This window comes from Corallococcus sp. M7, from assembly GCF_054512695.1.
In genome coordinates this window covers 899,394-925,351 of the sequence record NZ_CM137252.1, presented here as the reverse complement: position 1 = coordinate 925,351, position 25,958 = coordinate 899,394, and the positions used below count along the sequence as shown (strand labels likewise).

At 69.7% G+C, this 25,958-nt stretch carries 24 protein-coding genes; 17 read left to right on the top strand and 7 right to left on the bottom strand.

Annotated elements, in window-relative coordinates:
* Window positions 1-149 precede the first annotated feature (149 nt).
* From ACX114_RS03930 to ACX114_RS03920, 3 genes are all read left to right on the top strand, one after another.
* Window positions 150-1,757, top strand: coding sequence for a serine/threonine-protein kinase (locus tag ACX114_RS03930; protein WP_459294853.1), 1,608 nt, complete (start codon window positions 150-152; stop codon window positions 1,755-1,757).
* A gap of 78 nt (window positions 1,758-1,835) precedes the next feature.
* The gene (locus tag ACX114_RS03925; protein ID WP_459294851.1) at window positions 1,836-2,690 is read left to right on the top strand and encodes an ATP-grasp domain-containing protein; all 855 of its coding nucleotides are present in this window, start codon (window positions 1,836-1,838) and stop codon (window positions 2,688-2,690) included.
* An 89-nt stretch (window positions 2,691-2,779) separates the two neighbouring features.
* On the top strand, window positions 2,780-3,316 hold the full coding sequence (locus tag ACX114_RS03920; RefSeq protein ID WP_459294849.1) for an FHA domain-containing protein: 537 nt from the start codon (window positions 2,780-2,782) through the stop codon (window positions 3,314-3,316).
* 201 nt (window positions 3,317-3,517) lie between these two features.
* Here ACX114_RS03920 and ACX114_RS03915 read toward each other — a convergent pair whose 3' ends face one another.
* Together ACX114_RS03915 and ACX114_RS03910 are read right to left on the bottom strand one after the other, a co-directional pair.
* Window positions 3,518-4,246 (bottom strand): tetratricopeptide repeat protein, encoded by a 729-nt coding sequence (locus ACX114_RS03915; protein ID WP_459294847.1) that lies wholly within the window; start codon window positions 4,244-4,246, stop codon window positions 3,518-3,520.
* A complete protein-coding gene (locus tag ACX114_RS03910; RefSeq protein WP_459294845.1) occupies window positions 4,215-5,747 on the bottom strand; it encodes a serine/threonine-protein kinase in 1,533 nt (510 codons plus the stop codon). The genes ACX114_RS03915 and ACX114_RS03910 overlap by 32 nt, the downstream gene beginning before the upstream one ends.
* Window positions 5,748-6,167: 420 nt before the next feature.
* Between ACX114_RS03910 and ACX114_RS03905 the strand changes: the two genes are divergently transcribed.
* From ACX114_RS03905 to ACX114_RS03895, 3 genes are all read left to right on the top strand, one after another.
* Window positions 6,168-6,605 (top strand): host attachment protein, encoded by a 438-nt coding sequence (locus tag ACX114_RS03905; RefSeq protein ID WP_459294843.1) that lies wholly within the window; start codon window positions 6,168-6,170, stop codon window positions 6,603-6,605.
* Window positions 6,606-6,682: 77 nt separating this feature from the next.
* Complete coding sequence (locus tag ACX114_RS03900) at window positions 6,683-8,575, top strand: methyl-accepting chemotaxis protein (RefSeq protein ID WP_459294841.1); 1,893 nt, start codon at window positions 6,683-6,685, stop codon at window positions 8,573-8,575.
* 13 nt (window positions 8,576-8,588) lie between these two features.
* The gene (locus tag ACX114_RS03895; protein ID WP_459294839.1) at window positions 8,589-9,197 is read left to right on the top strand and encodes an HAD family hydrolase; all 609 of its coding nucleotides are present in this window, start codon (window positions 8,589-8,591) and stop codon (window positions 9,195-9,197) included.
* 1 nt (window position 9,198) lies between these two features.
* Here the strand turns inward: ACX114_RS03895 and ACX114_RS03890 are convergent, their stop codons facing one another.
* Window positions 9,199-9,849, bottom strand: a complete 651-nt coding sequence (locus tag ACX114_RS03890) for a glutathione S-transferase family protein (protein WP_459294837.1) — start codon at window positions 9,847-9,849, stop codon at window positions 9,199-9,201.
* Window positions 9,850-9,887: 38 nt separating this feature from the next.
* Window positions 9,888-10,499 carry an adenylate/guanylate cyclase domain-containing protein gene (locus ACX114_RS03885; protein WP_459294835.1) on the bottom strand — a complete coding sequence of 204 codons (612 nt, stop codon included), beginning with the start codon at window positions 10,497-10,499 and terminating at the stop codon, window positions 9,888-9,890.
* 305 nt (window positions 10,500-10,804) lie between these two features.
* On the opposite strand from ACX114_RS03885, the gene ACX114_RS03880 reads away from it, so the two are divergent.
* The gene (locus tag ACX114_RS03880) at window positions 10,805-11,647 is read left to right on the top strand and encodes a hypothetical protein (RefSeq protein WP_459294833.1); all 843 of its coding nucleotides are present in this window, start codon (window positions 10,805-10,807) and stop codon (window positions 11,645-11,647) included.
* 53 nt (window positions 11,648-11,700) lie between these two features.
* Here ACX114_RS03880 and ACX114_RS03875 read toward each other — a convergent pair whose 3' ends face one another.
* Complete coding sequence (locus ACX114_RS03875; protein ID WP_459294831.1) at window positions 11,701-13,779, bottom strand: S46 family peptidase; 2,079 nt, start codon at window positions 13,777-13,779, stop codon at window positions 11,701-11,703.
* A gap of 130 nt (window positions 13,780-13,909) precedes the next feature.
* On the opposite strand from ACX114_RS03875, the gene ACX114_RS03870 reads away from it, so the two are divergent.
* Window positions 13,910-15,076 (top strand): esterase/lipase family protein, encoded by a 1,167-nt coding sequence (locus tag ACX114_RS03870; protein ID WP_459294829.1) that lies wholly within the window; start codon window positions 13,910-13,912, stop codon window positions 15,074-15,076.
* On the opposite strand, the gene ACX114_RS03865 is transcribed toward ACX114_RS03870, so the two are convergent.
* Both ACX114_RS03865 and ACX114_RS03860 read right to left on the bottom strand, forming a co-directional pair.
* Complete coding sequence (locus ACX114_RS03865; RefSeq protein WP_459294827.1) at window positions 15,060-17,000, bottom strand: DUF4365 domain-containing protein; 1,941 nt, start codon at window positions 16,998-17,000, stop codon at window positions 15,060-15,062. The genes ACX114_RS03870 and ACX114_RS03865 overlap by 17 nt on opposite strands.
* 62 nt (window positions 17,001-17,062) lie before the next feature.
* Window positions 17,063-17,593 (bottom strand): DUF4442 domain-containing protein, encoded by a 531-nt coding sequence (locus tag ACX114_RS03860; protein WP_459294825.1) that lies wholly within the window; start codon window positions 17,591-17,593, stop codon window positions 17,063-17,065.
* 40 nt (window positions 17,594-17,633) lie between these two features.
* Here ACX114_RS03860 and ACX114_RS03855 point away from each other — a divergent pair, with 40 nt between their 5' ends.
* From ACX114_RS03855 to ACX114_RS03815, 9 genes are all read left to right on the top strand, one after another.
* Complete coding sequence (locus tag ACX114_RS03855) at window positions 17,634-19,004, top strand: flavin monoamine oxidase family protein (RefSeq protein ID WP_459294823.1); 1,371 nt, start codon at window positions 17,634-17,636, stop codon at window positions 19,002-19,004.
* A 164-nt stretch (window positions 19,005-19,168) separates the two neighbouring features.
* Complete coding sequence (gene dps, locus ACX114_RS03850) at window positions 19,169-19,732, top strand: DNA starvation/stationary phase protection protein Dps (RefSeq protein ID WP_459294821.1); 564 nt, start codon at window positions 19,169-19,171, stop codon at window positions 19,730-19,732.
* A 101-nt stretch (window positions 19,733-19,833) separates the two neighbouring features.
* The gene (locus tag ACX114_RS03845; protein WP_459294819.1) at window positions 19,834-20,709 is read left to right on the top strand and encodes an SDR family oxidoreductase; all 876 of its coding nucleotides are present in this window, start codon (window positions 19,834-19,836) and stop codon (window positions 20,707-20,709) included.
* Window positions 20,706-21,323 (top strand): glutathione S-transferase family protein, encoded by a 618-nt coding sequence (locus ACX114_RS03840; RefSeq protein WP_459294817.1) that lies wholly within the window; start codon window positions 20,706-20,708, stop codon window positions 21,321-21,323. The genes ACX114_RS03845 and ACX114_RS03840 overlap by 4 nt, the downstream gene beginning before the upstream one ends.
* An 18-nt stretch (window positions 21,324-21,341) precedes the next feature.
* Complete coding sequence (locus ACX114_RS03835) at window positions 21,342-22,808, top strand: protein adenylyltransferase SelO (RefSeq protein ID WP_459294815.1); 1,467 nt, start codon at window positions 21,342-21,344, stop codon at window positions 22,806-22,808.
* A gap of 84 nt (window positions 22,809-22,892) precedes the next feature.
* Window positions 22,893-23,393 carry a hypothetical protein gene (locus tag ACX114_RS03830; RefSeq protein ID WP_459294813.1) on the top strand — a complete coding sequence of 167 codons (501 nt, stop codon included), beginning with the start codon at window positions 22,893-22,895 and terminating at the stop codon, window positions 23,391-23,393.
* Window positions 23,394-23,442: 49 nt separating this feature from the next.
* A complete protein-coding gene (locus ACX114_RS03825; protein WP_459294811.1) occupies window positions 23,443-24,396 on the top strand; it encodes a B-box zinc finger protein in 954 nt (317 codons plus the stop codon).
* Window positions 24,397-24,488: 92 nt separating this feature from the next.
* The gene (locus ACX114_RS03820; protein ID WP_459294809.1) at window positions 24,489-25,028 is read left to right on the top strand and encodes an inorganic diphosphatase; all 540 of its coding nucleotides are present in this window, start codon (window positions 24,489-24,491) and stop codon (window positions 25,026-25,028) included.
* Window positions 25,029-25,034: 6 nt separating this feature from the next.
* Window positions 25,035-25,922, top strand: a complete 888-nt coding sequence (locus tag ACX114_RS03815) for a CHAD domain-containing protein (protein ID WP_459294807.1) — start codon at window positions 25,035-25,037, stop codon at window positions 25,920-25,922.
* Window positions 25,923-25,958 lie beyond the last annotated feature (36 nt).

Below are 25,958 nucleotides of genomic sequence, written 5' to 3'. Positions count from 1 at the left end.
TGCAACATTTCAGCGATACCTGACCCCTGAAGTCCACTTCGTGGGGCTCCAAAGGCCTCCCGTGTGCTGTCGGGTGTGGTAGGAGCGCACCCAACGTGTGGGGGAGCAGGCGGATGACGCGTCCTGCCACGTTCTAGAGTGGGGGGGACATGATTACCCGGAATCCATCGAGCACCGTGTCGCGCTTCCTGGACGCGCACCTGCGCCGCGACGCGCAGGCCCGCGAGCTGTCAGTGGCGCGCTTCATGAGCATCCTGTCCGCCATCTGCGTGGTGGTGGCCGCGGCGCTGGGGCCCGCGATGGGCTGGGATCTGACGCTCGCGCTGATGGGGCTGTCCACGGTCCTGTCGGGCTACTACGGCTGCATGTGGTGGGTGTTGCGTTCTGGCGCATTCCACCCGGCCATCCCGTGGCTGAACGTCTTCATCGAAGTGAGCATCCCGGCGGTGGTGCTGGCGTTCGACCTGCACTTCAAGGGCCCCGTGTACGCGCTCACCGCGCCCACGCTGGTCATCTGGGGCACGCTGGTGACGCTGGCGGGCCTGCGCAGCAACCCGCGCCTGGGGCTGGCCGCAGGCGCGCTGGTGGCGGCGGAGTACCTGGCGCTCTACTTCGGCTTCGTGCGGCCGCTGCTGCCGGAGGAGCCGCTCGTCACGCTGGGGCCGCTGTTCATCTGCGTGCGCGCGTTCTTCTTCGTGGCCACGGGCGCGCTGACGGCGACGCTGGCGCGGCACTTCCTGGAGCGCACGCGGAGCGCTCTGGCGGCGCTGCGTGAGCAGGAGGTCATGGGCAAGTACGTGCTGCACGAGCGCGTGGGCGCGGGCGGCATGGCCGAGGTGTACCGGGCCACGTACTCGCCGGAGGGCGGCTTCGAGAAGCAGGTGGCCCTGAAGCGCATCCTGCCGTCGTACGCGGACGACGCGGCCTTTGTGACCATGTTCCGGCGCGAGGCGGAGCTGTGCTCGTCGCTCTACCATCCCAACATCGTCCAGGTGTTCGACCTGGGCCGCCACGGCGGCACCTACTTCCTGGCCATGGAGTACGTGGACGGGCTGCCCCTGAGCGCGCTGCTCAAGCCTCAGAACCGCCGGCCGCTGCCCCTGTCCGCCGCGACGTTCCTGGCCGCGGAGCTGGCGAGCGCGCTGGACTACCTGCACCGGCGCACCAGCGCGGACGGCGTGCCCCTGCGGCTGGTCCACCGCGACCTGAACCCGCCCAACATCCTGGTGTCGCGCATTGGCGAGGTGAAGCTGTCGGACTTCGGCATCGCGCGGGACGCGGTGCGCGCGAACCTCACGGTGGCCGGCAGCGTGCGCGGCAAGCTGGGCTACATGGCGCCGGAGCAGGCCATGGGCCAGGACATCGACGGACGCGCGGACCTCTTCGCCCTGGGGCTCACGCTGCACGAGGCCCTCACCGGCCGGCGCGCGCTGAGCGGGCATTCGGAAGAGGTGCTGCTGCGCGCGGCGGTGGACCAGGAGGTCGTCCCGCCCTCGCAGCTCAACCCCGCGGTGCCGCTGGCGCTGGACCTCATCGTCATGCAGCTGCTCCAGAAGGACCCGGCGAAGCGCACGCCGAATGGTGCCGCGCTGCGCCAGCAGCTCCTGGCGCTGGAGGGCCCCGCGGCGCCCTTCCCCCACGGCCAGGCGGAGCTGGGGCGGATGGCGCGCGAGGCGAAGACGCTGGCGGAGCAGCTGACGCAGCAGACCGTGGAGACGGCGGCCGTGGGGAAGCAGCCCCTGGCGCGCATGGCGTGACGTGCGGGGCCAAGGCTGCGCGGGACCCGGGAGCGCGTTAGAACGCGGCGCGTTTCCCGTCGCCTGGAGCCCGCCCCCTTGGACATCGCCGTCATCACCTACGCCGGACTGCCGCAGATGAACCCGCTGGACGCGCCGCTGGTGCCCGCGTTGCAGGCGCTGGGCCTGGACGCGCGGCCGGTCATCTGGGACGACCCTTCCGTGGACTGGAGCCGCGTCCGCGCGGCGGTGGTGCGCAACGCCTGGGACAGCCACCTGCGCCGCGAGGAGTTCGTCGCCTGGGCGGACCGCGTGGGCAGCGTCACGCGGCTGTTCAACCCGGCGGACGTGCTCCGGTGGAACACGCACAAGGGCTACCTGAAGACGCTGGAGGCGAAAGGCCTGCCCCTGACGCCCACCGTCTGGGTGCCGCCCGGTGGGACGCTGGACGTGGCGGCGACGGCGCGCGAGCGCGGCTGGGACGCGGTGGTGCTCAAGCCCGCGGTGGCGGCGGGCGGGCTCAAGGTCTTCATCGTCCGGCGCGAGGGGTGGGACGACGCGAGCGCGAAGGTGGCGGAGCTGGCGAAGGAGGGCGACGTGATGGTGCAGCCCTACCTGCGCGCCTTCGAGACGGAGGGGGAGCGCTCGTACATCTTCTTCAACGGCGTCTTCAGCCACGCGGTGCGCCGCCCGCCCACGCTGACCACCGCGCCCCGGGGCTTCGCGGAGCCGCACGGCTTCACGCCGGACAACGCGGCGGAAGCGCGGCTGGCGCACGAGGTGATGGAGGCGTCCGGGGGCGCGCGGCTGTTGTACGCGCGCGTGGACGTGGCCACGGACAACGAAGGGCGCACCCGGCTTCAGGAGGTGGAGGTGACGGAGCCATGCCTCTTCCTGCCCATGGACGCGGGCGCGGCGGAGCGGATGGCGAAGGCCGTCGTTGCCCGGTTGTAGTCTTTCGGGCCGGCCCATTCGCCCACTCGTGGACACCTGGAAGGCCATCCGGGCGACGCGGAAGCGGCGGATGGGGTTATGACTGGGCCATGCGAGCCCTGTTGCTCTCGCTGCTCATCCGGCAGCACATGGCACTCCAGGAGAAGTTCAACGCCAAGTACCCGCACGCGTGGCTGGTGTGGGAGGCGGGCGCGTGGAACGTCCCCGAGGAGCAGAACGTGGCGGCCACGCGGCTGCCCATGATGGACCTGCGCGACTGCCTGCCCGCGGGCGACGCGCTGTGCTTCGAGCTGATGGGGGTGGCGGACCGCGGCCCCCTGAAGCTGGGGCGCGCGTCGCACAACACCTTCGTGGTGAATGACGCCACGGTGTCGCGCGAGCAGTTCGCCCTGCACCCCACGCCGGACGGCGGCTGGAAGGTGGAGCGGCTGGCGCAGTCCCGGCCGGTGACGGTGAACGGTGAAGCGCTGGAGGCGGAACAACCACGCCTCCTGAGCACGGGAGACGAGCTGAAGGTGGGCGACGTGCGCCTCACCTTCCACGACGCCCCATCGTTCCACGCGCGCATCGGCCGCATCGCCGCGCAGGTGCTGGCGCAGGCCGCCGCAACGCCACCGCCGCGCTGAGGAAGGTGCGAGGCCGGACCGCCGCACAGTGCTGAAGCGTGCGCGAGGCCGTGCCGCCTCGTCGCACCAAGGCCGACGCGGGGCCGTGCCGCCTCGCAGCGCTGAGACCGTGCCGCCTCGTCGCACCAAGGCCGACGCGGGGCCGTGCCGCCTCGCCGCGGCGCTGAAGGCCCGGCCGATCCGGCGGCTTCGGACCGCCGCCTAGCGCCCTACGGTGCCGAGCGTCGTGTCCCGGGGATTGGGCGCCGTGGCGACCCACACCGCGCCACCCGCAAGCAGCGCCACCGCGCCCGCGCCCGCCCAGACGTACCAGCGGCGCGTCCACGGCTTGGAAGCTTCCGCCTCCGTCTTCACGGACGCGTCCGGCACCTGCATGGCCAGCGCCTGGGAGGCCCCGTTCTTCTCCGGCGCGGCGGCGGACGGATTCGCGGCGAGCTTCGCCTCGTTGGCCCTCGCCTCCGCCAGCGCGGCCTGCTCGCGCGCCTTCTGGAGCTCGCGATCCCGGGCGAAGCGCTCGCGCTCCCGGCGCTGCTCCTCCTGGACGCGCGCCTTCGTGTCCATCTCCGCGATGAGCTCGCGCACCACGTCCGCGTTGGCCGGCTCCCCCTGCGACAGCGACAGGTAGCGCCGGTAGAAGAAGGACGCGCGCGACGGGTTGTTCAGCTGCCGGTGGCACTGCGCGATGTTGAAGAGGAACGCGGGCAGCGGCTTGAGGCGGTACGCCTCGCTGAAGGCCTTGAGCGCCCGGTCGAACTCGCCCAGGTCGTACGCCAGGTTGCCCTCGGAGAACTTCTCCCGCGCCTGGTCGTCCGCGGCGGTGGCCGTCGCATCCTCCGCCGCCACCGCCGGGAGCGGCGCCCCCAGCGCGAGCGCGAGCGCCAGGCTCAGGGCCCTGGGCTCACTGCGACGCGAACGGATCAATGACCGCATCCCGGCTTCCTCCCTTGCGGCCCGGCGCACGCGCGGGGGCACGACGCGGCCCCGGGCTCGCCTTCACGAGCGGCACGGACAATTCCGCGGCGGCGGCACCCTGCTTCAAATCCACCGTCCGCTCCAGCGGAACATAGCCCGCGAGTTCCACACGCAACTGTGGCGGCACGGACTGCCGGCTCAGCGCCTTCGTCAGCGGCGTGACGCCCAGCTCCTCGCCGGTGTCCACGCGCACCACCTTCGCGCCCGGCGGCGACGAGTGCACCGTGAGCGTCACCGGATCCGCCGCGCCCGCGACCGGCGTCCCCCGCGCGGCCGCGTCCGGGGTGGACGCCACCGCCGCCGGAGCCTGCTCCGCATGCGAGGCGCGCATCGAGTGCAGCCCCGTCCACGTGGTGATGCCGGACACCAGCGCGAGCGCCGCCAGCCCCACGGACACCTGGAGCCGCCGGGAGCGCAGCAGCCCCGGCACCCGCATGCGCAGGGTGGGCCGCTCCGCCTCCTCCACCACCAGCGCGTCCGTGCGCGGCTCCGCGGCCGGCGCGGTGGGCATCAGCAGCAGCGCCGTGGTGACCTCCGCCAGCTGCTGGGGCCGCGCCTCCGGCTCCTTCGCCAGGCAGCGCATCACCAACTGCGCCAGCTCCGGCGGCACCCGCTCACCCGAAGGCAGGTGCGAGGGCAAGGGCGGCGGCGGCTGGGTGATGATCTGCACCACCAGCTGCCCGAAGGCCGGCGCCTGGAACGGCGGGTGGCCGGAGAGCATCTCGTAGAGGATGTTGCCCACCGCGTAGATGTCCGCGCGCGCGTCCACCGGCAGGCCCGCAGCCTGCTCCGGCGCCATGTACGCCGGCGTGCCGATGATGGTCCCGTCCAGCGTGCCGGTGAGGCTCACGCCCGTCTGCGTGGTGATGAGCTTCGCCACGCCGAAGTCCAACACCTTCACGAAGTCCTGCTGTCCGGAGCGCTGGGTGATGAAGAGGTTGTCCGGCTTGATGTCCCGGTGCACCACGCCCACCTGGTGGGCCGCGCCCAGCGCCGCGCACACCTGCACGCCCATGCGCTGCACGCGCTCCAGCGTCAGCCCCTCCTCCTTCAGGAGCGCCGCCAGGCTCTGGCCGCGCAAGAGCTCCATCACGCAGTAGACGTGCCCGTCGGGCGACTCGTCCACGAAGTCGAAGACCTCCACGATGTGCTCGTGGTTGATCTGATTGACGGTGCGCGCCTCCTGGAAGAAGCGCTGCACGAACGAGCTGTCCCGCGCGTGCTCCGGCTTGAGCACCTTGAGCGCCACCTGGCGCCCCAGCCGCACGTGCCGCGCCTGGAAGACGCGGCCCATGGACCCTTCGCCCAGGAGCTTCTCCAGCTGGTAGTTGCCCAGCACGGCGCCTTCCTGCGCCTCCTGTCCGGCCGGCGGCATCACGATCGGCGCTCCGCCACCGTCGGTCACGGCGTCACCCGATTCGGACAGGACTGTGTGAGCGAGGAGGTCGTCGGTGCCCATGGGGGGATCAGGTTTCCATGCCCGGTCGACCCTGCAACCCAGGGGAGGACATCTATTGCTCGAGAGACGGAAAAACTTTCGGCACGTGACGATTCACCCGCCGTGTACCGGATGGACAGGTGGCATGTGCGGCGACCGCGCACCTTGAGTCCACGGACATTGAAATACTTCTCCATACAGCCCACTCCCATCCAGTTCCCCCGGCGCACGATGGTCGCCGCTTGGATGCGGCGGGTCAACGTGGGCGGAGGTCGTCAGCACCGGGGGGCACGCGGAGTGTTCCCGTTCGTCTTCCCGCTCCCGCGAAGGGGGCGGCGGACAGGTCGCCTGGCCACCGCACGGCGGGGAGTCGGCTCGGTGGGGGAAGCTTGCCGGGGCCGGTGGGGGTCCGCATCCCTCAAGAGACAAGGAGGCGTGAAGATGGCGGACAAGAGGCTCTGGATCCTGGTGGCCAACGCGAGTCGCGCCCGGCTCTTCGCCACGGACGCGAAGGCGGAGAAGTGGGACCTCATCGAGCAGTTCCAACATGACGAGAGCCGAGCCAAGCCCGTCGACCTGTTCAACCAGGCGGACAACCCCAACGCGGGCACGCTGCACGGCCCGGTGCCGGAGAACGAGCCGGACGGCCGGCGGCAGCTGGAGCACCAGCGCTTCGCTCGGGAGCTGTCCGCCCGCCTGGACAAGGGCGTGGACACACACGCGTTCGACCAATTGGTCATCGCGGCCCCGCCGGGGTTCCTGGGCCTGCTCCGGGGGCTCTTGAGCACGCGCGTGAAGCAGCGGGTGCGGCTGGACCTGGACGCGGATTATTCCAACCTGCCCGCGAGGGACCTGCCTGACCGGGTGCCGGTGCTGTAGGCAGCCAGTCGGCCAGGGGGTTCAGGGCCCGGGTTCTGGTATAGGAATCCGGGTCCTTCTCTTCGCGCCGGCGTGCCATGCCTTCTTTCAAACTGCCGTCCCTGACGCTGCGTGGGCGGCTGCTGCTGTACATGACCCTGGTGTCGTGCGTGCCGCTGCTGGCACTGACCGGCCTCCAGGACAAGCTGATGCGCCAGCAGACGGAGGCGCAGATCAACACCTCCCTGCGCATGGAGGCGGAGGGGTTCAAGGACCTGCTGGAGTCCACCCTGGCGGAGCGCGAGTCGAGCGCCCACAGCTGGGCGGAGGACCCCGTCCTGCGCCAGGCGCTGCGCACGAAGGACCCCACCGCGAGCGACGCCATGCTGTCGCTCCTGCAGCGGCGCTACCTCACCCTCAACGGCATCGTGCTCTTCAGCGACGACGGCGCGGCGGTCTCCGCCAGCACGCCCGCGCTGCGCGAGGCGTACACCGGGAGCGCGGAGGCGGTGCGCAGGGCGCAGTGGTTCCAGAAGGCGCAGGCCGGCGCCACCACCGCCGAGGGCGTGGAGGCGGAGGACCCCATCTACAGCGTGCACGTGCTGCCGCTGGCGGTGCCGGTGATGGACGAGCGCGGCCAGCGGCTGGGCGTGCTGCTCGCCGCGTTCGACTGGGGCCAGGTGGGAGAATTGGTGAAGCCCGCGCTCGCCCGCGCCCAGTTGCGCGGCCACGCCAGCTTCTCGCTGGAGATTCAAGGCGCGGACGGCCGGACGCTCTTCGACACGCGCCAGGGCGAGCACGACGACTCGGGCCGCGTGGCGGTGGTCGCGGTGAACGGCTCGGAGGTGCGCGACGTGGGGGACGGGTGGAGGTTCGTCGCCCAGGTGGACCCCGCGGAGGCCTACGCGCCCCTCAACGGGATGCGCCGGCTGGTGCTGGGGCTGGCCGCCCTCTTCGTGGCGGCGGTGGGGCTGGGCTCGTGGGTGCTGGCGCGCGGCATCACCCGGCCGCTGCGCGCGCTGGGTGAGGTGGTCCGCCGCGTGGTGAAGGAGGGCGACCTCACGCAGGAGATGGAGGTCAAGGCGGGGCGGGACGAGGTGGGCGAGCTCACCCAGGCCTTCGCGCAGATGATGAAGAACCTGCGCGAGACGGCCACCAGCCTCCAGGAGGGCACGCACGTCCTCAGCGAGACCGTGGCGGAGCTGAACCTCGCGTCCGAGGTCCAGGAGCGCAACGTGGCCCGCCAGGCCGCCGCGCTCCAGGAGACGCAGGTGACGGCGCAGGAGATCAAGCAGACGTCGCTGCTGGCCGCGGAGAAGGCGGAGACGGTGCTGGGCGTGGCTTCGCGCGCGGAGGAGGTGGGCCGCGCGGGCGAGGTCGCCATCCGCGACAGCCTGGGCGGCTTCCAGGGGCTGCACGAGCAGTCCGGGGAGATGGCCATGCGCATCGTGCAGCTCAACGAGCGCACGCAGCAGATTGGCGGCATCACCCAGACGGTGAAGGACCTGGCGGACCAGTCCAACATGCTCGCGCTCAACGCGGCCATCGAAGCCGTGCGCTCCGGTGAGCACGGCAAGGGCTTCAGCGTGGTGGCGCGTGAGATCCGCAACCTGGCGGACCAGTCCATCCAGGCCACGGAGAAGGTGCGCGACATCCTGGGGGACCTGGGCCACGCCATCATCTCCACGGCGAAGATGACGGAGCAGAGCCACTCCAGCGTCGCGGAGGGCCTGGAGCAGGTGCGCACCAGCGGCGAGCACCTGAAGGAGCTGGCCACCATCGTCCAGGACAACGCCGCGGCGGCGCGGCAGATCGCCGGCGCGGTGAACCAGCAGAACGCGGGCATCGCGCAGATCTTCAGCGCGGTGACGGACTTGTCCTCCATGATGACGGAGACGCAGACCAGCCTGAAGTCCACCACCGGCGCGGCGAAGCGGCTGCAGGAAGTCGCCAGCCAGATGGAAGGCGTCGCGCGCGCCTACCGCATCTGAAACAGGAGCCATCGTGTCCGCTGTCCCCGCCGTGAAGGCCGTGTTGCTGGACCTGGGCAACGTGCTGGTGTTCCACGACAACGCGCTGCTCTTCGCGAGGCTCGCGGCGCGGGCGGGGCTGGAGCCGCAAGAGGCCGCCAGGCGGCTCACCGGCGCGGGCTGGACGGCGGCGAACCGGGGCCTGCTGGACGCGGAGGGCATCCGCCAGGACGTCTGCGGCGCGCTGGGTGTCGAGCTGCCCATGGAGGAGTTCGCGCCCATCTGGAGCAGCCACTTCAAGGTGCACGACGCGGTGCTGCCGCGCGTGGAGGGGCTCTTGGGCCGCGTGAAGTTGGTGCTGGTGTCCAACACCAACGCGCTGCACGTGGCCTACTTGAAGCCGCTGTTGCCCGTGCTCCAGCGCTTCGACGCGCTGGTGATGAGCTGCGAGGTGGGGCACGTGAAGCCGGAGCCGGCCATCTACCAGCTCGCGCTCCAGAAGGCGGGCTGCGCGCCGGACGAGGCCGTCTTCTTCGACGACCTGCCGGAGTTCGTGGACGCGGCCCGCGCGCTGGGACTGCGCGGGTTCGTCTTCACGGACGCGCCCGCGTTCGACGCGCAGCTGAAGTCGCTGGGGCTGTGAGCTAGCGGTAGCGCGCGAGCGGCGGCTCGGACCGGGCGTCCTCCGTCCACTTGATCATCGCGGGCAGGCCCAGCACCGCGTCGCGGTACGCGGCGTTCTCCGGACGGAACGGGACGCCGTAGGTGACGAAGCGGGTGATGACGGGCGCGAAGAACGCGTCCGCGATGGTGAAGGCGCCGAAGAGGAAGGGCCCGCCCTTGCCGTAGCGCTCGCGGCAGCCCGCCCACAGTGCCTGGATGCGCGCGACGTCCGCGTGCACGCCCGGCGCGTCCACCCCCGGCACCGTCTTGCGCGCGGTGAGGTCCATGGGGAGGTTCGTGCGCAGGGCCGTGAAGCCCGAGTGCATCTCCGACGTCACCGAGCGCGCCATCGCGCGCATCGCGCGGTCCTCCGGCCACAGCTTCGCTTCCGAGAAGGCCTCCGCCAGGTACTCGCAGATGGACAGCGAATCCCACACCACCGTGTCGCCGTGCTTGAGCACCGGCACCCGGCCGCTGGGTGAATGCATGGCGATGAGTGCCGCCGTCTCCGGCGTGTCCAGCGGCACCAGCACCTCCCGGAACGGCTGGCCGGTATGGGCCAGGGCCAGGTAGGGGCGCAGCGACCACGAGGAGTAGTTCTTGGAACCAACGACCAGGGTGAGCTCGGACATGGCGCGGCACCATACCGCCGCGCGTCCGGCCACAAGCCTCAACCGTCCGCGCGCTCGCGCTTACGGCCCAGCAGTGAACGCACGCGAGACAGGAGCGCCCGCTCGCCGCGGCCCTCCGCCGGCGAGTCGATGCGGAACACCGCCACCGGCAGCCGGATGTTCTTCAATTCGTTGCGGCCCAGCTTCACGGGGGGCGCCTTCAGCCGTCCCTCCAGCTGCGCGGCCACGGTCTCGCTGACGTAGACGGTGCCCGGACGCGCCAGGGACTCGATGCGGGCCGCCAGGTTGACGCCCTCGCCGAACACGTCGCCGTCGCGGTGCACCACCATGCCCAGGTGCGCGCCCGCGCGGACGGACATCCGGCGCTCGGTGGGGACGGCGCGGTTGCGGGCATCCACGGCGGCGCGCCACTCCAGCGCGAAGGCCACCGCGGGCGGGCCTGATTCGAACTCCAGGAGGAAGCCGCCCTCTTCCAGGCGCTTCACCTCGCGGCCACCGTGACGCGCGAGCAGTCCGCGCACCAGTTGGCCGTGCTCCTCATGCAGCGCTTGTTGTAGCGACTCATCTCGCCAACGTTGACCTGCGGGGGCCTCCATGTCCGTGAACATGATGGCCGACATCGTCCGGGGCTCCGGGGCCTCCACCACCATCGTGCATCCTCCCTCCCCCCGGCGTGAGACACCCGAGATGCTACCGCACGTCGGGCGCCAGCTCCCAACCACCCCGGGAAGGCGCCCGGACGGAAGACGTTCCGGGGAACGCAACCGTGCGAAGACAGAGGCGGATCCAGGTCCGCATCCCTACGGTAGCGACTTCCTGACGCGACGCACCAAGCACCCGGGAGGTTCTGGACCGCGGTTGTCCTGCACCCGACGCGTCGCGGTGGGAGACGTCCGATGCGAGTCAGGTGATGGGTGCGCGCCACGTCCGCGCCGGCCACGGAGGCCCGCGGGCGATGATCCACTCAGACGAGAAGGTCCGGCAGATGGCGCGCTCGCTGCTGCCGTCGAAGCACCGGAAGCAAGCACGCGAGGCGCTTGAGCGCATCCACCGCGCGGCCCGCCAGGAGGCCCGCCAGGAGCTGGCGGTGTGGATGAAGGCCGGGGACGTGGAGGACGACCTGCCCTCCTTCGCGCCGTGGGAGCGCAAGGAGATCAGCATGGAGGTGCGCTGGCGGCGCGACGGCGACAAGGTGATGCCGTTCATCCGCTGGGCCACCGCTCGCACGCGCGAGATGCGCCGGGAGGATCGCCTGAGCCACGTGCGCAGCCTGCTGCCCAGGGGCGTCATCGGCGAGCACGCGCTGGGTCACGCGAAGCACGCGACCGCGTTCGAGGACCCCATCGAGAAGGCGTGGCGCAACCGCTACTGGTTGCACAGGCAGGCCCAGCGAAAGGGGGCGCTGCTGGATCGAGGAGAGCAGGCGCGTCTGCTGCGCGCGCTCATCCAGGAGCCCGAAGGCCACCGCACCTTCAACCGCTTCCTGCGCGAACGCCACACCCAGGCATCCGCGCCGCGCAACCAGGGGGCCTGGCCCAGGAAGGGACTTCCGCCGCACCGGCCGCTCATGGGCCTGCATGACGTGCTTCCCTTCCTGGACACCCTGACGCGGCATCCCTGGGGCAACGCCGTCCGCACCTGGGGACATCAAGAACCTCCGGCGCACTGGGTGCGGTTGTTCCTCCAGCGCTTCAAGGAACACCGTGGCTCGATCCCCGCCGTGCGCGCGGCACTGGAAGCGGAAGGCCTTCTTGAGCGTGCCGAGAAGGCCCGGCTCCGGAAGCCAATGGACCGCTGAATCCTCCCGAACCTGTCCGACCGTCGGACAGGTCCGGGACCGCGTCGCCGTCGTCAGCGAGCCGGAGCCGCGGACGCCGCCTGCGCGCCCTTCAGCTCGTTGACCACGCGGGTGGCGCCGTACACGTGCTCCAGCGCGGCCATGATGCCGTCGCCGTGCACCGCCACCGCGCGGTTCGTCTCCGGCACATAGAGGTAGCGCCCGCCCAACGACGGCAGGTTGCCGTCGAAGATGAGCCCCACCACCTGCCCGTCCCGGTTCACCACCGGCGAGCCGGAGTTGCCGCCGATGATGTCGTTGGTCGTCGCCATGTCCAGCGGCGTCGTGTCCGGCACCTTCCCCTTCGCCTTCACCCACGGCGCCGGCAGCTTGAAGGGCTCCTTGCCCGTGTCGCGCCCGTAGGCGCCGCCGAACGTGGTCAGCGCGGGCACGGCCTTGCCGTTGTCATCCCAGCCCTTCACCTGCCCGTAGTTGAGCCGCAGCGTGAACGTCGCGTCCGGAGCGCCCGCCGTGCCGTTCACCAGCAGGTACGCCTTCGCCAGCCGCTCGCCGTTGCGCTTGAGCACCGCCTCCACCGTGTCCTCGTAGCGCTTGCGCGACGCGCGCGTCTCCGCGTCCACCTTGCGCGCCAGGACGATCATCGGATCCTTCGACGCGTCCACCGCCGCCTTGCCGCCCTCCAGCAGCGCCTGGCGCACCTTCACGTCGCCCAGCCTGGAGCCCTTCACCAGCGCCTTCGCCAGGTCCGCCGGGGCCTCCTTCTCCAGCACCAGCCGCACGAACGGATCATCCGCGCCCAGCGTCTCGCGCAGCTTGTTGAAGCCGAACGTCAGCGTCAGCGTCTCCAGCTCCGCCGGGATGGGCGCCTCGCGCAAGAGCCGCTGCTTGAGCGCGGGCAACTGGCCATCCGTGTACTCGCGCAGGCGCTCCGCGTTGGCCTTGGGCAGCTCATCCGCCGCGCGCACCAGCGCCTGCGCGTAGGAGAACAGGTCGGAGCGGAACGCGTCCCCCGCGCCCTTCATCCGGTAGTCGTTCATCATCCGGCGCCACACGTCCAGCGCCTGCGCCGTCTCCTCCCACATGCCCTGCGTCAGCGCCCTGGCCTGGGGGTTCGCGTCGATGCGCTTCCTGAGCTCCGCCTCCTCCTGCCGCTTGCGCGCGAGCACCGTCGGATCCGCCAGCGTCTCCTGCCGGCCCTTCAGCGCCTTCAGCCCGTTCTCCACGCCGCGCAGGCTGGAGCGCGCCACGCGGAAGCGCTCCGGCGACGCGCTGGTGAACTCGCGCAGCGCGCCTCGCATCTCCGACAGCTGGAGCAGCGTCTGGGGCAGCGCCACGTCACGCTGGAACTCCAGCTCCGCCACCGTGCTCTTGCGCTCCGTGCCGCCCGGGTGGCCGGAGACGAAGACGAGGTCTCCCTCCTTCGCGCCCTCCTTCGCCCACGGCAGGTAGTCCGGGCTCTTGGCCGGCGCGTCGTTCTGCCACACGCGCACGAAGGACACGTCGTAGCCGTAGCGCGGGAAGTTGAAGTTGTCCGCGTCCCCGCCGAACGCCGCCATGGAGAACTCCGGCGCGAAGACGAGCCGCACGTCCTGGAAGCGGCGGTACTTGTAGAGCTGGTACTTGCCGCCGTTGTAGAGCGTCACCACGTCGCACCGCACGTCCGTGCCGGTGGTGCACGCGCCCTCCACCGCGGCCATCTCCTTCTTGAGCGCGGTGTTGAAGGCCGCGCCGGTCAGCCCCTTCGTCGCCGTGTTCATCCGCTCGGTGACGTCCGTCATCTCCACCAGCTGGTTGGCTTCAATCTTGGGACAGCGGCGCTCCTCCTTCGCGGACTTCGCCTGGAAGCCCTTCGCCAGCAGGTCGTCCTTCGCGGTCGTCAGCTCTTCGATGCAGCTGCGCACGCAGTGGTGGTTCGTCATCACCAGGCCGTCCGGCGACACGAAGCTGGCGGAGCAGCCGCCCGCGAGCCGCACGGAGCCCAGGCGCACCTTGTCCAGCCACGCCTGGGTCGGCTCGAAGCCGTAGGCCTTCTTCACCTGGGCGGCGGGGAAGGCGTCGTAGGTCCACATGCCCTCTTCCGCCACGGCGGGGAGGGACGACAGCAGGCCAAGCGCGAGCAGTGTGCGGTACACGGAGAGTCTTCCTTCGTGGGTAGGGGAAACGGACGGCCGGTTCTGTCAACGCGGCCGGGCGCGCGTCAACCCCGTGGGACGCCGGGTATTCCAAGCCCATCCCGGGAGCGTGGGGTATGCTGGGCGACCCATGTCCGTGAAGCACCACGTCTACCTCGTCCCCGGATTCTTCGGCTTCACCAACCTGGGCGAGCTCCTCTACTTCGGCCACGCGTACGAGTTCCTGAAGCAGGACCTCGCCCGCCGGGGAGTCGACGCGGAGGTGGTGACGATCGTCTCGCACCCCACGGCCTCCATCCGCCAGCGCACCGCGGACCTGCTCAAGGCCGTGAGCGAGACGGCCTCCGGGGATGACGGCCCCATCCACCTGGTGGGCCACTCCACCGGAGGCCTGGACGCCCGCCTGTTCGTCTCTCCCGGCGCACAGGTGTCGGAGGCGCTGGAGCTGGAGCCCTTCGCACGCCGCGTGCGCTCCGTGGTGACGCTGTCCACGCCCCACGCGGGCACGCCGCTGGCCACGTTCTTCCTGGGCCTCTTCGGTCAGCAGCTCCTGAAGCTGCTGTCGCTGTTCACCATGTACGTGCTGCGCTTCGGCCGGCTGCCCCTGAGCGTGGTGTTCCGCTTCGGGCACCTGATGTCGCGGGCGGATGATCAGCTGGGGTGGAAGGCCACGCTGCTGGATCAGCTCTTCGACCAGCTCTTGGGGGACTTCTCCAGCGAGCGGCGCGACGCGGTGACGAAGTTCCTGTGGGACGTGGGCCGTGACACGTCGCTCATCCCCCAGCTCACGCCGGAGGGCATCGACCTGTTCAACGGCGGCACGCATGACCGGCCCGGCGTGCGCTACGGCTCCGTGGTGACGCAGGCCCGGCCGCCGTCGCTGCGCACGCGCCTGGCGGCGGGGCTGGATCCGTACGCGCAGCTCACGCACACCATCTACGCGTTCGTGTACGGCCAGACGCAGCGGATGCCGCTCACGCAGCTGCCCCTGCACACGCCCGCGCAGACGGCGGCGCTGGTGCAGGCCTACGGCGCCATGCCCGGCCCCACCGCGTGCGACGGCATCGTGCCCACGCGCTCGCAGGTGTACGGCCGCGTGCTGACGGCGGTGCGCGCGGACCACCTGGATGCCATTGGCCACTTCGACCAGCCGGCGCACCAGCCCCCGCACGTGGACTGGCTCATCTCCGGCTCCGGCTTCCGCCGCCCCCAGTTCGAGGCGATGTGGAAGACCATTGGCGACTTCCTGATGGAAGACGCCAACGTCAGCAGACAGCAGTCTACGCAAGCAACCTAAACGTAAATCCATCATCCGATGGCTGTTTAAATATCAGAGTCCCCATCCTCGCGACCTCGCGCAGGTGTTCCAAGAACTCGCCAACTTGGCTCTCCTTGCCTACCGGGAAACTGGCAGACCGCTCGATAGCCAGCCAGAAACCGCCCCCCTGTCTTCTCACTGCCTCGTCAAGAAGCGCAGCCATCAAGAACCAAGCTTCTTTAGTCCCAGATAAATACAGCATCAAGACAGCAAGCGCCGACGCTTCGCAGTCCCAATCAAATGTAAGTATAGCCGTAACCAGTCTGGCTCCAACTCCATCCTCCCCACCACGCTGCACGAGAGCCTCTGCATAGTTGAACCACGCAAATCCGCACAACGCGTCAATCAGCATCACCTCACCAAGCAGCGCCTCCTGACGTTCAGTCGGCTGCAGATACGCATCACGCGCCATTCTCAATGCTGTTTCCTTGCGTCGGAACTGACGACCAAATCGCGCAGCAAGGAAGCCAGCCATCCATCTCTTCAGCACAAACTCAGCAACTGGACGTTCTTCATCCTTCAGAGCCATTCCAAACACGTCTCGGGCTTTTGGATAATCCCCCAACATCAGAAGAACATCTGCCAACAGAGCAGTGACTCTTCTGCCCTCAGCATTTCCACCTTCCGCCAGGGCAGCCGCCATCTCATAATAGACCCTAGACAGCCTATAGCAACCCGCTTCAAATAAACTCCCTCCTACTTCGGCCCACCAATATTGGCGCTCGTAGTATCCTGGATCCAATTGTGCTGCTGCTAGGTAATTAGCAAAAGCCTCCTTGCCGAAACCGGAGCACCTCAAGCTATTTGCCAAACTATACAGAATCGACGCTCTCTTCGCCTCATCAGCTACCATCGCCAAGGCTTGCTTAAGCAAGACCCTGTACTCCTGTCGAACATACTCAGTACCGCTCGCGGTCACAGCGCCAGCGAGCGCGATGGCAGCATCGACATGCCCTTTGCCAAGCAAAAGCTCCGCTAGGTAGACCCCTTCATGCGAGCGCTTCGCCTTAGAAAACAACAAAGATACTTGCGGCTGAAACACCACCAGCAACAGATCAGAAAACGCCTCATCCGCCTCAAGAAGAATGTCGCGCAACAATTCCAGCGCAAGCTCCTTAAGTCCGGCGGCCGATAGCATTAAGCAAAAATAGACCCGAACAAAAGCAGCAAAACTTGCCCCGGCGACCCCTGTCTGCATTGAGCCGAAATCAATTTTCCCAGAAGACCGAAGGCGTCTCCATACCAAGCAGCGCTCTTCGACCCCAACAGCAAGCTCCAGTTCCGCATCACGCTCCACAAACCTAATTTTCCCGCTGCGATCTTTCCTCGCAGCCCATGAGACTAAATCAGCAGTGACTTTCCGAGACTCCTCGGCCGTCACTGTTCCGCTCACGGAGATCTGTACGGTAACGGGGCCTGCAACAGCCATTTCCCCAACACGCTCGCGATAAAATTGCTTCACTTCAGACGAAACCGTCTTTTGACAATCAACCCCCAGCGAATGCGCCAACTTCACAGCAACACTTTCCTGCATGTGCCACTTGCCTACCCCCTCGGCATCCAAACCGGCCCAGATGGCATGAACCCAATCATAATACAGCCGCCGACTCTTGGCATCATACGCCACTAGCATAACCGGAATTGCCAGCTCCAAATAATGACGCAGGCGCTCCGTCTTAAACCGATAACCAGCAACCTCGCCATCAACATCGAGTGAGTCTGAACCCTTCAATTGAACAAAGAAAAACAGATTTGTCGCCTTGCTATTCTCGAAAATTTGCACCTGCAAATCGATCCCGTAGTCGCTCTCCTGAGGCCTGACCACCCACTCGGCTGGAGTGGCATTTCCGAATGCTCGCCTAGACTCCTCTTCAATTACATGCTGCCTGTTTCTAGTTGGCATTAGCACTCCCCGACACGGCGCTTGACCTTAAGCACTCCACGCAAACACAACCACTTCGCTAGCTACCCGCGCTTGAAGACGGCCAGGAACCGCGACTCCGCGACACACTGGCCGTCCGTGCCCAGCAGGCGCACCGGAATCCACGCCTCCGCCTTGTCGCCCGTCGCGCGCAGCTCCGACGCGAGCTTCTGGAGCAGTTCCTCGCCCGGCTCGCACACCGCGCTCACCGCCGTCTTCGCCTTCGCGTGGAAGGCGACCTCCATGCGGTTGACCAGCATCTTGTACTGGCTCGGCGGGAAGCGGCGGAAGAGCATCACGCCCATCGTCAGTTCCATCACCGTCACCTGGGCGCCCAGGTACACGCTGCCCACGTGGTTCTTCGTCTTGCGGTCCAGCGGCACCGTGGCCTTCACGCGCGCGTCCGTGACCTCGTCCACGCGGTAGCCCATGGCCTTCGCCAGCGGGACGATGTTCTTCACCGCCAACGTCGTCAGCGCGTTCGCCGCGCCCGGCGACACCTGCCGCACCTTCTCCACCATCTCCAACGCGAACATCCGGTCCTCCACCCTTCGCTTCTGACGTGCCGCGCGCATCCTAGCCACCCGCCGCTTCCGGCATAGAGTCCGCCGCACCATGGGTGAAAGCGCGGACGTGGTCGTCATCGGCGCGGGCGTCGCGGGACTCACCGCGGCCCGGGACATCGCTCGCACCGGCGCCACCGTCGCCGTGCTGGAGGCGCGCGACCGCGTGGGGGGCCGCACCCTCACACGCGAACTGGGCGGCGGGCTCGTGGACCTGGGCGGCCAGTGGGTGGGCCCCCGGCAGCGCCACGTGCTCAAGCTCGCGGATGGCCTGGGCCTCCAGCGCTTTGCCCAGCACCACCAGGGCACCAAGGTGCTGGAGGTGCGCGGCGAGCGCCGCACGTACCAGGGCAAGGTCCCGTCCCTGCCCCTCCTGTCGCTGCTGGATTTGCAGCGCATCATCTGGAAGCTGGATGGGCTGGCGAAGCGCGTCCCCCGCGAACAGCCCGCCGCCGCGCCGAAGGCCGCCGAGTGGGACGCCCTCACCGTGGAGGAGTGGAAGCAGCGCCACGTGCCCACCTGGGGCGCCCGCGCCGCGCTGGACATCGCCACCCGCGCGGTGTTCGCGGCGGAGCCCTCCGAGCTGTCCTTCCTGCACTTCCTCTCCTACGTGCACTCCAACGGCGGCCTCATGCCACTCACCGAAATCGAGGGCGGCGCGCAGGCGGAGCGCTTCGTGGGCGGGGCGCAATCGCTCTCACAAAGGCTGGCGGAGGCGCTGCCCGCGGGCCGCGTCGTCCTCTCCGCGCCCGTGAAGGCCGTGCTCCAGGACGCGCGCGGCGTCACCGCCACCACGGAGGACGGCCGGACCTTCCGCGCGCGCTACGCGGTGGTGGCCACTCCGCCCGCGCTCGCGGAGCGCATCGACCTTGGCGCGGACCTGCCGCCGGGCCGCCGCCGCGCGCACGCGGACATCCCCATGGGCAGCGTCATCAAGGTCGTGGCCACCTACGCCACGCCCTTCTGGCGCGAGGCGGGCCTGTCCGGCGAGGCCGTCAGCGACGTGGGCCCGGTGCGCCTGTGCTTCGACGACTGCGGCCCCCAGGGCCACCACCCCGCGCTCGTGGGCTTCTTCCTGGGCGACACCGCCCGCGCGTGGACCGGCCGCCCCGCGGAGGACCTCCACCGCGCGGCGCTCGCGGACTTCGCGCGCTTCTTCGGCCCCCAGGCCCTGTCACCCGTGGCCATCGCCGCGCTGGACTGGAAGCAGGAGGCGTTCAGCGCCGGCTGCTACACGGGCCTGCCCCGCCCCGGCACCCTCACCGCCATGGGCGACGCGCTGCGGGCCCCGTTCGGCCGCGTGCACTGGGCGGGCACCGAGACGGCCATCGAGGGCTGTGGCTACCTGGACGGCGCGGTGGAGTCCGGAGAGCGCGCCGCCACGGAGGTCGCCGCCCGGCTGACCGCCCCCGACGCGGGCTGATCAGCGAATACGCCCGGCCGCCCGCCCTCCGAGCCAGCCGGGCGGCCAGGCGGCGCACGCCGCGCCATGGCCAAGGACCCGTCCCATCCCCACCCTGTGGGAAGCGCCGAGACGTCATGCCGACGGCCTGCCGCGCGCAAACCACCCAGCGAGGGATCAGGACCATGTACACGACCAGCCACGTGAACCTTCCCCAGGACGCGCGCGAAGAGCTCATCGACATGCTCAACACGCTGCTCGCCAACGCCATCGACCTGCACTGGCAGGTGAAGCAGGCCCACTGGAACATCCGGGGCACGCACTTCTACAGCCGCCACCTGCTCTTCGACGAAGTGGCCAAGCACGCGCGCAAGCACGCGGACTCGTACGCCGAGCGTGCGGGCGCGCTGGGCGGCTACGCCCAGGGCACCATCCGCCTGGCCACCAACAACAGCCAGCTGCCCGAATACGACCTGCAGGCCGTGGACGGCGAGTCCCACATCCGCGCGCTGGTGGAGCGCGTGGGCCGCTACGCCGCCAGCCTCCGCGACGGCATCACCAAGTCCGACGAGGTGAACGACCCCGTCACCGCGGACCTCCTCACCCAGACCCTGGGCGAGACCGAGGAGGACCTCTGGTTCCTGGAGAGCCACCTCAACGGCGACGTGCGCGCGGGCGTCACCCTGCCCCCCAAGGGCGGCAACCGCCGGGACCGTCAGGCCGAGGACATCAGCCAGGCCACCACCTGACGCTGACGCCACCCGCCTTCCGCCTCCCCGGCAGGTTCTCCTGCGCGGGGACGGCGGGGAGCGTATAGAACGCGTCCCCGGATTCCAGGAGGACGCGTCCCATGGCGGCAGGGCTTCCCGAAGACCGTCTCGACGGCAAGGTGTGCCTCATCACCGGGGCCACCGGTGGCATTGGTCAGGAGACGGCGAAGGCGCTGGCGCGAAAGGGGGCCACGCTGGTGCTCTCCGGCAGGGATGAGGCCCGCACGGCGGCCACGGTCGCCGCGGTGCGCGAGGCCGCCCCCGGAGCCCAGGTGGAGACGCTGCTCGCGGACCTGTCCTCGCTCCAGTCCGTGCGCGACCTGGCGAAGGCGTTCCGCGCCCGGCACTCGCGGCTGGACGTGCTCCTCAACAACGCGGGCCTCATCATCGACCGCCGGCAGGTGACGGTGGATGGCTACGAGGCCACGTTCGCCACGAACCACCTGTCCCACTTCCTCCTCACGCACCTCTTGCGCGACCTGCTGGTGGCGAGCGGACCGGCGCGCATCATCAACGTGTCCTCGGAAGGGCACCGGCTGGCGTACTCGGACTTCCTGGACGACCCGCAGACGGAGAGGCGCCGCTACGACGGCATCCGCGTCTACGGCAACGCCAAGCTCAGCAACATCCTCTTCTCGCGCGGGCTGACGAAGCGGCTGGCCGGCACGCAGGTGACCGCGAACGCGCTGCACCCCGGCGCGGTGCGCACGGGCTTCGGGCACAACAGCGAGGGCCTCTTCAAGCACCTCATCAAGCTGGCCGGGCCCTTCATGCTCTCCCCCGAAAAGGGCGCGCGGACCTCCATCTACCTGGCGTCGTCGCCGGAGGTGGCGGGCGTCAGCGGCGAATACTTCATCAAATGCCGCAAGGCGAAGCCGTCGTCCGCCGCCCGGAACGACGCGCTCGCGGAGCGGCTCTGGCAGGTGAGCGAAGAGCTCACGGGAGTGAAGGCATGATCGACCTGTACACGTTCAAGACCCCCAACGGCCGCAAGATCTCCATCGCCCTGGAAGAGCTGGGCATCCCGTACAAGACGCACGCGGTGGACATCTCCAAGGGAGACCAGTTCAAGCCCGAGTTCCTGGCCATCAATCCCAACAACAAGATTCCGGCCATCGTGGACCACGACGCGCCGGGGGGCCGTCCGTTCGCGCTCTTCGAGTCCGGCGCCATCCTGCTCTACCTGGCGGAGAAGACGGGCGCGCTGATGCCCACCGACCCGCGCGGCAAGGCGGAGGTGACGCAGTGGCTGATGTTCCAGATGAGCGGCATCGGCCCCATCCTCGGCCAGCTCAACCACTTCGGGCGCTTCAACTCCACGAAGATTCCCTACGCCATCGACCGCTTCCAGACGGAGGCGAAGCGCATCCTGGGCGTGGTGGAGCAGCAGCTGTCGTCGCGGGACTACCTGGCCACCACGTACTCCATCGCGGACATCGCCACGTACCCGTGGCTGAAGGGCTCGCGGGACTTCTTCCCGGAGCTCTTCATGAACCTGCCCAACATCATCCAGTACCTGCACCGCGTGGGCAGCCGTCCCGCGGTCCAGCGGGGCATGCAGGTTCCCTGACGTCTGTTGTTTCCATCCATGGCCTCGCTCGAACAGCTCGTCTTCGACAACACCTACGCCCGCCTGCCCCCCGGGTTCGCCGCCCGGGTGGCCCCCGCGCCCTTCCCGGACGCGCACGTGGTGAGCGTGAACCCGGCGGCCCTGCGGCTGCTGGGATTGGACGCGGAGGAGGCCGCGCGCCCGGAGTTCGCGCGCGTGTTCGGCGGGGCCACGCCGCTGCCCGGCATGGAGCCCCTGGCCATGGTGTACGCGGGGCACCAGTTCGGCGTGTACGTGCCGCGCCTGGGAGACGGCCGCGCGCTGCTGCTGGGCGAGGCGCGCGGTCCGGATGGCGGCAGGTGGGACCTGCACCTGAAGGGCGGCGGGCCCACGCCCTTCTCGCGCGGCGGTGACGGCAGAGCGGTGCTGCGCTCCACCGTGCGTGAGTACCTGGCTTCGGAAGCCCTGCACGCGCTGGGCATCCCCACCACGCGGGCCCTGTGCATCCTGGGCAGCCGCACGCCGGTGTACCGCGAGGACGTGGAGACCGGCGCCATGCTGGTGCGCCTGGCCCCGTCGCACGTGCGCTTCGGCACCTTCGAGTACTTCCACCACACCGAGCAGCCCGGCCACGTGGCCACGCTCGCGGACCACGTCATCGCCGCGCACTTCCCGCACCTCGCGGGCCAGGAGGGCCGCCACGCGCGCTTCTTCGCGGAGGTGATGGAGCGCACCGCCGAGCTCGTGGCGCGCTGGCAGGCGGTGGGCTTCGCGCACGGCGTGATGAACACCGACAACATGTCCATCCTGGGGCTCACGCTGGACTACGGCCCCTATGGGTTCCTGGACGACTTCGACCCAGGCTTCGTCTGCAACCACTCCGACCACCAGGGCCGCTACGCGTTCGACCAGCAGCCGCGCGTGGCGCTGTGGAACCTGGCCTGCCTGGGAGAGGCGCTGCTCACGCTCATCTCCGAGGATGAGGCGCGCGCCACGCTGACCCTCTTCCAGCCCACGTTCGCCCGGCACTTCCTCACGCGCATGCGCGAGAAGCTGGGCCTGCTGGAGGCCCGCGACGAGGACCGCTCGCTGCTGGAGGACCTGTTCGCGCTGATGGCCGGCTCGCACGTGGACTACACGCGCTTCTTCCGCGCGCTGAACCGGTTCGACGCAAGCCCCGGTGCTCGCAACGACGCGCTTCGCGACCACTTCCTGCCGCCGGAGGGCTTCGACGGGTGGGCCGAGCGCTACCGGACGCGCCTGGAGTCGGAAGGCAGCGTGGACGCCGAGCGCCACGCGCGCATGGACCGCGTCAACCCGAAGTACGTCCTGCGCAACTGGGTGGCGCAGCAGGCCATCGCCCGGGCACAGGAGGGGGACTTCGCGGAGGTGGACCGCGTGCTCGCGCTGGTGTCCGCGCCCTTCGACGAGCACCCCGGCCAGGAGGCCTACGCGGCCTCGCCGCCCACGTGGGGGCGGCACCTGGTGGTGAGCTGCAGCTCCTGACGCGCGGGCACAACGGCCTGCCGGGCAGGCGGGCAGGCGCACGCGAGCGGGAATCCCCTGCGCGCGGTGCCTAGCTTGGAAGGCATGATCGAACCTGCCGCTCCGCCCCGCATCGTGTTCCGTGCCCTGGGTCCCGGCCTCGTGGGCGCCGCCGCGCTCACGCTGGTCCACGAGAGCGCCCGGCGCGTGTTGAAGCACCCGCCGCGCATGGACGTGCTGGGCATGCGCTCCCTGGAGAGGGGCATCCGCTTCTTCGGCGGCGAGCCCGCGAAGGGGCGCCAGCTGCATCGCCAGACCCTGGTGGGCGACATCCTGTCCAATGGGCTGTTCTTCTCGCTCGTGGCGCTGGGACGTCCCAAGCGGCCCTACCTGCGCGGCGCCACGCTGGGCCTGCTCGCCGGCCTGGGCGCGGTGGTGCTGCCGCCCAAGCTGGGACTGGGCCGCAAGCCCTCACAGGCCCGCCCGTCCACGTCGCTGCTCACCGTGGCCTGGTACACCTTGGGCGGACTGGCCGCGGCCCGCGCCACGCGGAGGCTGGTGGCGCGCCGTCAGCCGGAGCTGCCCCTGGGCCGGCCCCTGCATTAGCACCGGGTGACTGGAAGGCATCGCGCGCGGTGGATTACAAATCCCCGCGATGCATCCCATCGACATCCCTTCCGGGGCGATGAACGAGTTCGACCTGCCGCCCATCTGCATCGTCACGGGTGAGCGGCAGGGCGTGGTCTTCAAGCCGGTGCAGTTCTCCTGGTATCCGCGCTGGATTGGCTTCCTCGCCCTCCTCAACCTGCTCATCGCCATCATCGTCGCGGCCGCGATGACGAAGCGGGTGAAGGGCACCCTGCCCTTCACCGAAGAGGCCTGGAGCCGGTGGAGGCGCGGACAGGTCGTCATGGGTGTCTCGGTGGTGGCCGCCATCGCGCTGCTCATCTTGTCCTTCTCCCTGCTGGCGTCCGACGCGCCGGAGTGGCAGGGCCTGGTCACGATGGCGTCGAGCGTGGCCCTCCCCGTGCTCATCTGGGTGTTCTTGCTGCGCAACCGGGGGCCCCAGGTGCGGCGCATCGACCCGGACAACATCTCGATCGTCATCCCCAACGGACCCGCCGCGCATGCCATCACGGGCCACTTCCTGTCCGGGCTGCACGCCCCGGTAGGGAATGCGGAGGCGGGCCTGGACGCGGACGGCGCTCCGGATCGCGCCGTCTGCGCGAGGCACGAAGACATCGTCGCGAACCAGGTGTGCACCCGTTGTGGCGCGTTCATGTGCCCGCGCTGTGAGCGCCGCGTCCGCCGCGAGGCGCCGCCGATGTGCCCGGGCTGCTGGGAGCTGCGGATCCGCTCCGTCGAGAAGCCCCCGGACTCCTTCTTCACGGCGCCGAACGTGGGCCTCCAGTTGGCGCTCGTGTCGCTCATCCCCTTCTGCTTCATCCTCCAGCCCGTGGCGCTGGTGCTCAACGGGGTGAACCTGGTGAAGGCCCGGCGCGAAGGCGGGTCCCGGCCCGACCAGCGGAAGGCCATGGCCGGCCTCGTCCTCTCGGGGCTGGGCGCGGTCCTGTCCGTCGCGCTCTACGCCCTGGGCTCCCGGCCCTGACGCTCGGCAGCCCCCCGCCAGGGTTGGCGAGTGAAATCCCTGGCACGGGGGCACTTGCCGGAGGCGGAGGGCCGACCCCAGCCTGAGGGTCCATGGCCACCGACTTCACCCGCCTGCCCCTGCGCGGCGTCCAGGATGCGTTGCACGTCGTCGTCGAGTCGCCCCGCGGTTCGACGGTGAAGTTGAAATACGACCCGAAGCTCCAGGCCTTCACGCTGTCCCGGCCGCTGACACGGGGCTTCCGCTACCCGTTCGACTGGGGCTTCATCCCCAGCACCAAGGGCCCGGACGGAGACCCGCTGGACGCGCTGGTGTACTGGGACGTGCCCACCTGGCCCGGCGTCGTGCTGCCCTGCCGGCCGCTCGGCGTGCTCCAGGTGGATCAGAAGAAGAAGGACGCGAAGAACGGCGAGCGCGAGCGCAATGACCGCCTGCTGCTCGTCCCGGTGAACGCCACCCGCTCGGACGACCTCAACTCCTACCAGGACCTGTCCCAGCGCGAGCGCGAGGAGCTGGAGCACTTCTTCCTCGCGGTGGTGCACTTCGCGGACAAGGACGCGCGCATCCTCGGCTGGGATGGCCCGGACGCCGCGGAGCGCATGGTCCAACACTACGCCACGAAGGAGGACTGACCCGCCATGCCCCCTCCCACTCCCATCCGGGGCCTGGGCCCCGACACCGCGCTGGGCGACGCCGCCCGCCGCATCCTCGCCGGCCGGCTCGCGGACGTGCGCCACCCCGAAGCCCAGTTGGACGGGGAGCTGGACGAGGACGGCGTGCACGACATGCGCGTGGCCACCCGCCGCCTGCGCGCCGCGCTCCAGGTGTTCCAGGCCACCGGCAAGCTCACCCGGCTGGAGGCGGACGTGAAGCGCCTCCAGGACGCGCTGGGCGACGTGAGGGATTTGCACGTCCAGGACAAGTGGCTGGACACCGCCGCCAAGGGCAAGAAGGACGCGAGCAAGGCGCTGGCCGGCCTGCGCCAGTCCCACCTGTCCGGCCTGAAGGCCAAGGAGAAGAAGCTGCGCGCGGAGCTGGAGCGCTGGACGGACCGCACCGTGCCGCGCCTCCTGAAGAAGGTGGACACGCTGCAGGACACCCGCCGCTTCTCCGGCAAGCGCGTGCGCGGCCACCTGCGCCAGCGCCTGCGCCGCGTGGAGAAGCGCCTGGAGCGCTACGCGGACGCGCCGGACGCCGCCTCCGCGCACGCCCTGCGCAAGGACCTGAAGAAGCTGCGCTACGAGCTGGAGATCTTCCAGCCCGCCTTCCGCCGCACCGTGGGCGCCCTGCTGGAGGTCCTGGTGCCGCTCCAGGACGGCCTGGGCGAATTGCACGACGCGGACGTGCGCCTGGAGCTCTTCGAGCGCGCCGCGGCCGAAGCCCCGCCCGGCCAGCGCAAGGCCGCGCGCAAGCTGCTGCCCCAGGCCCGCGACGAGCGCGCGGAGCGCTCCGCCGAAATCGCCCGCGAGGTGCAGCGCTGGCACGCGGAGGCCATTCCCAAACGGCTGCGCAAGGCATTGACCTGACGCACTCCGGCACAAGTCATTCCGTCAGGCGGTTCT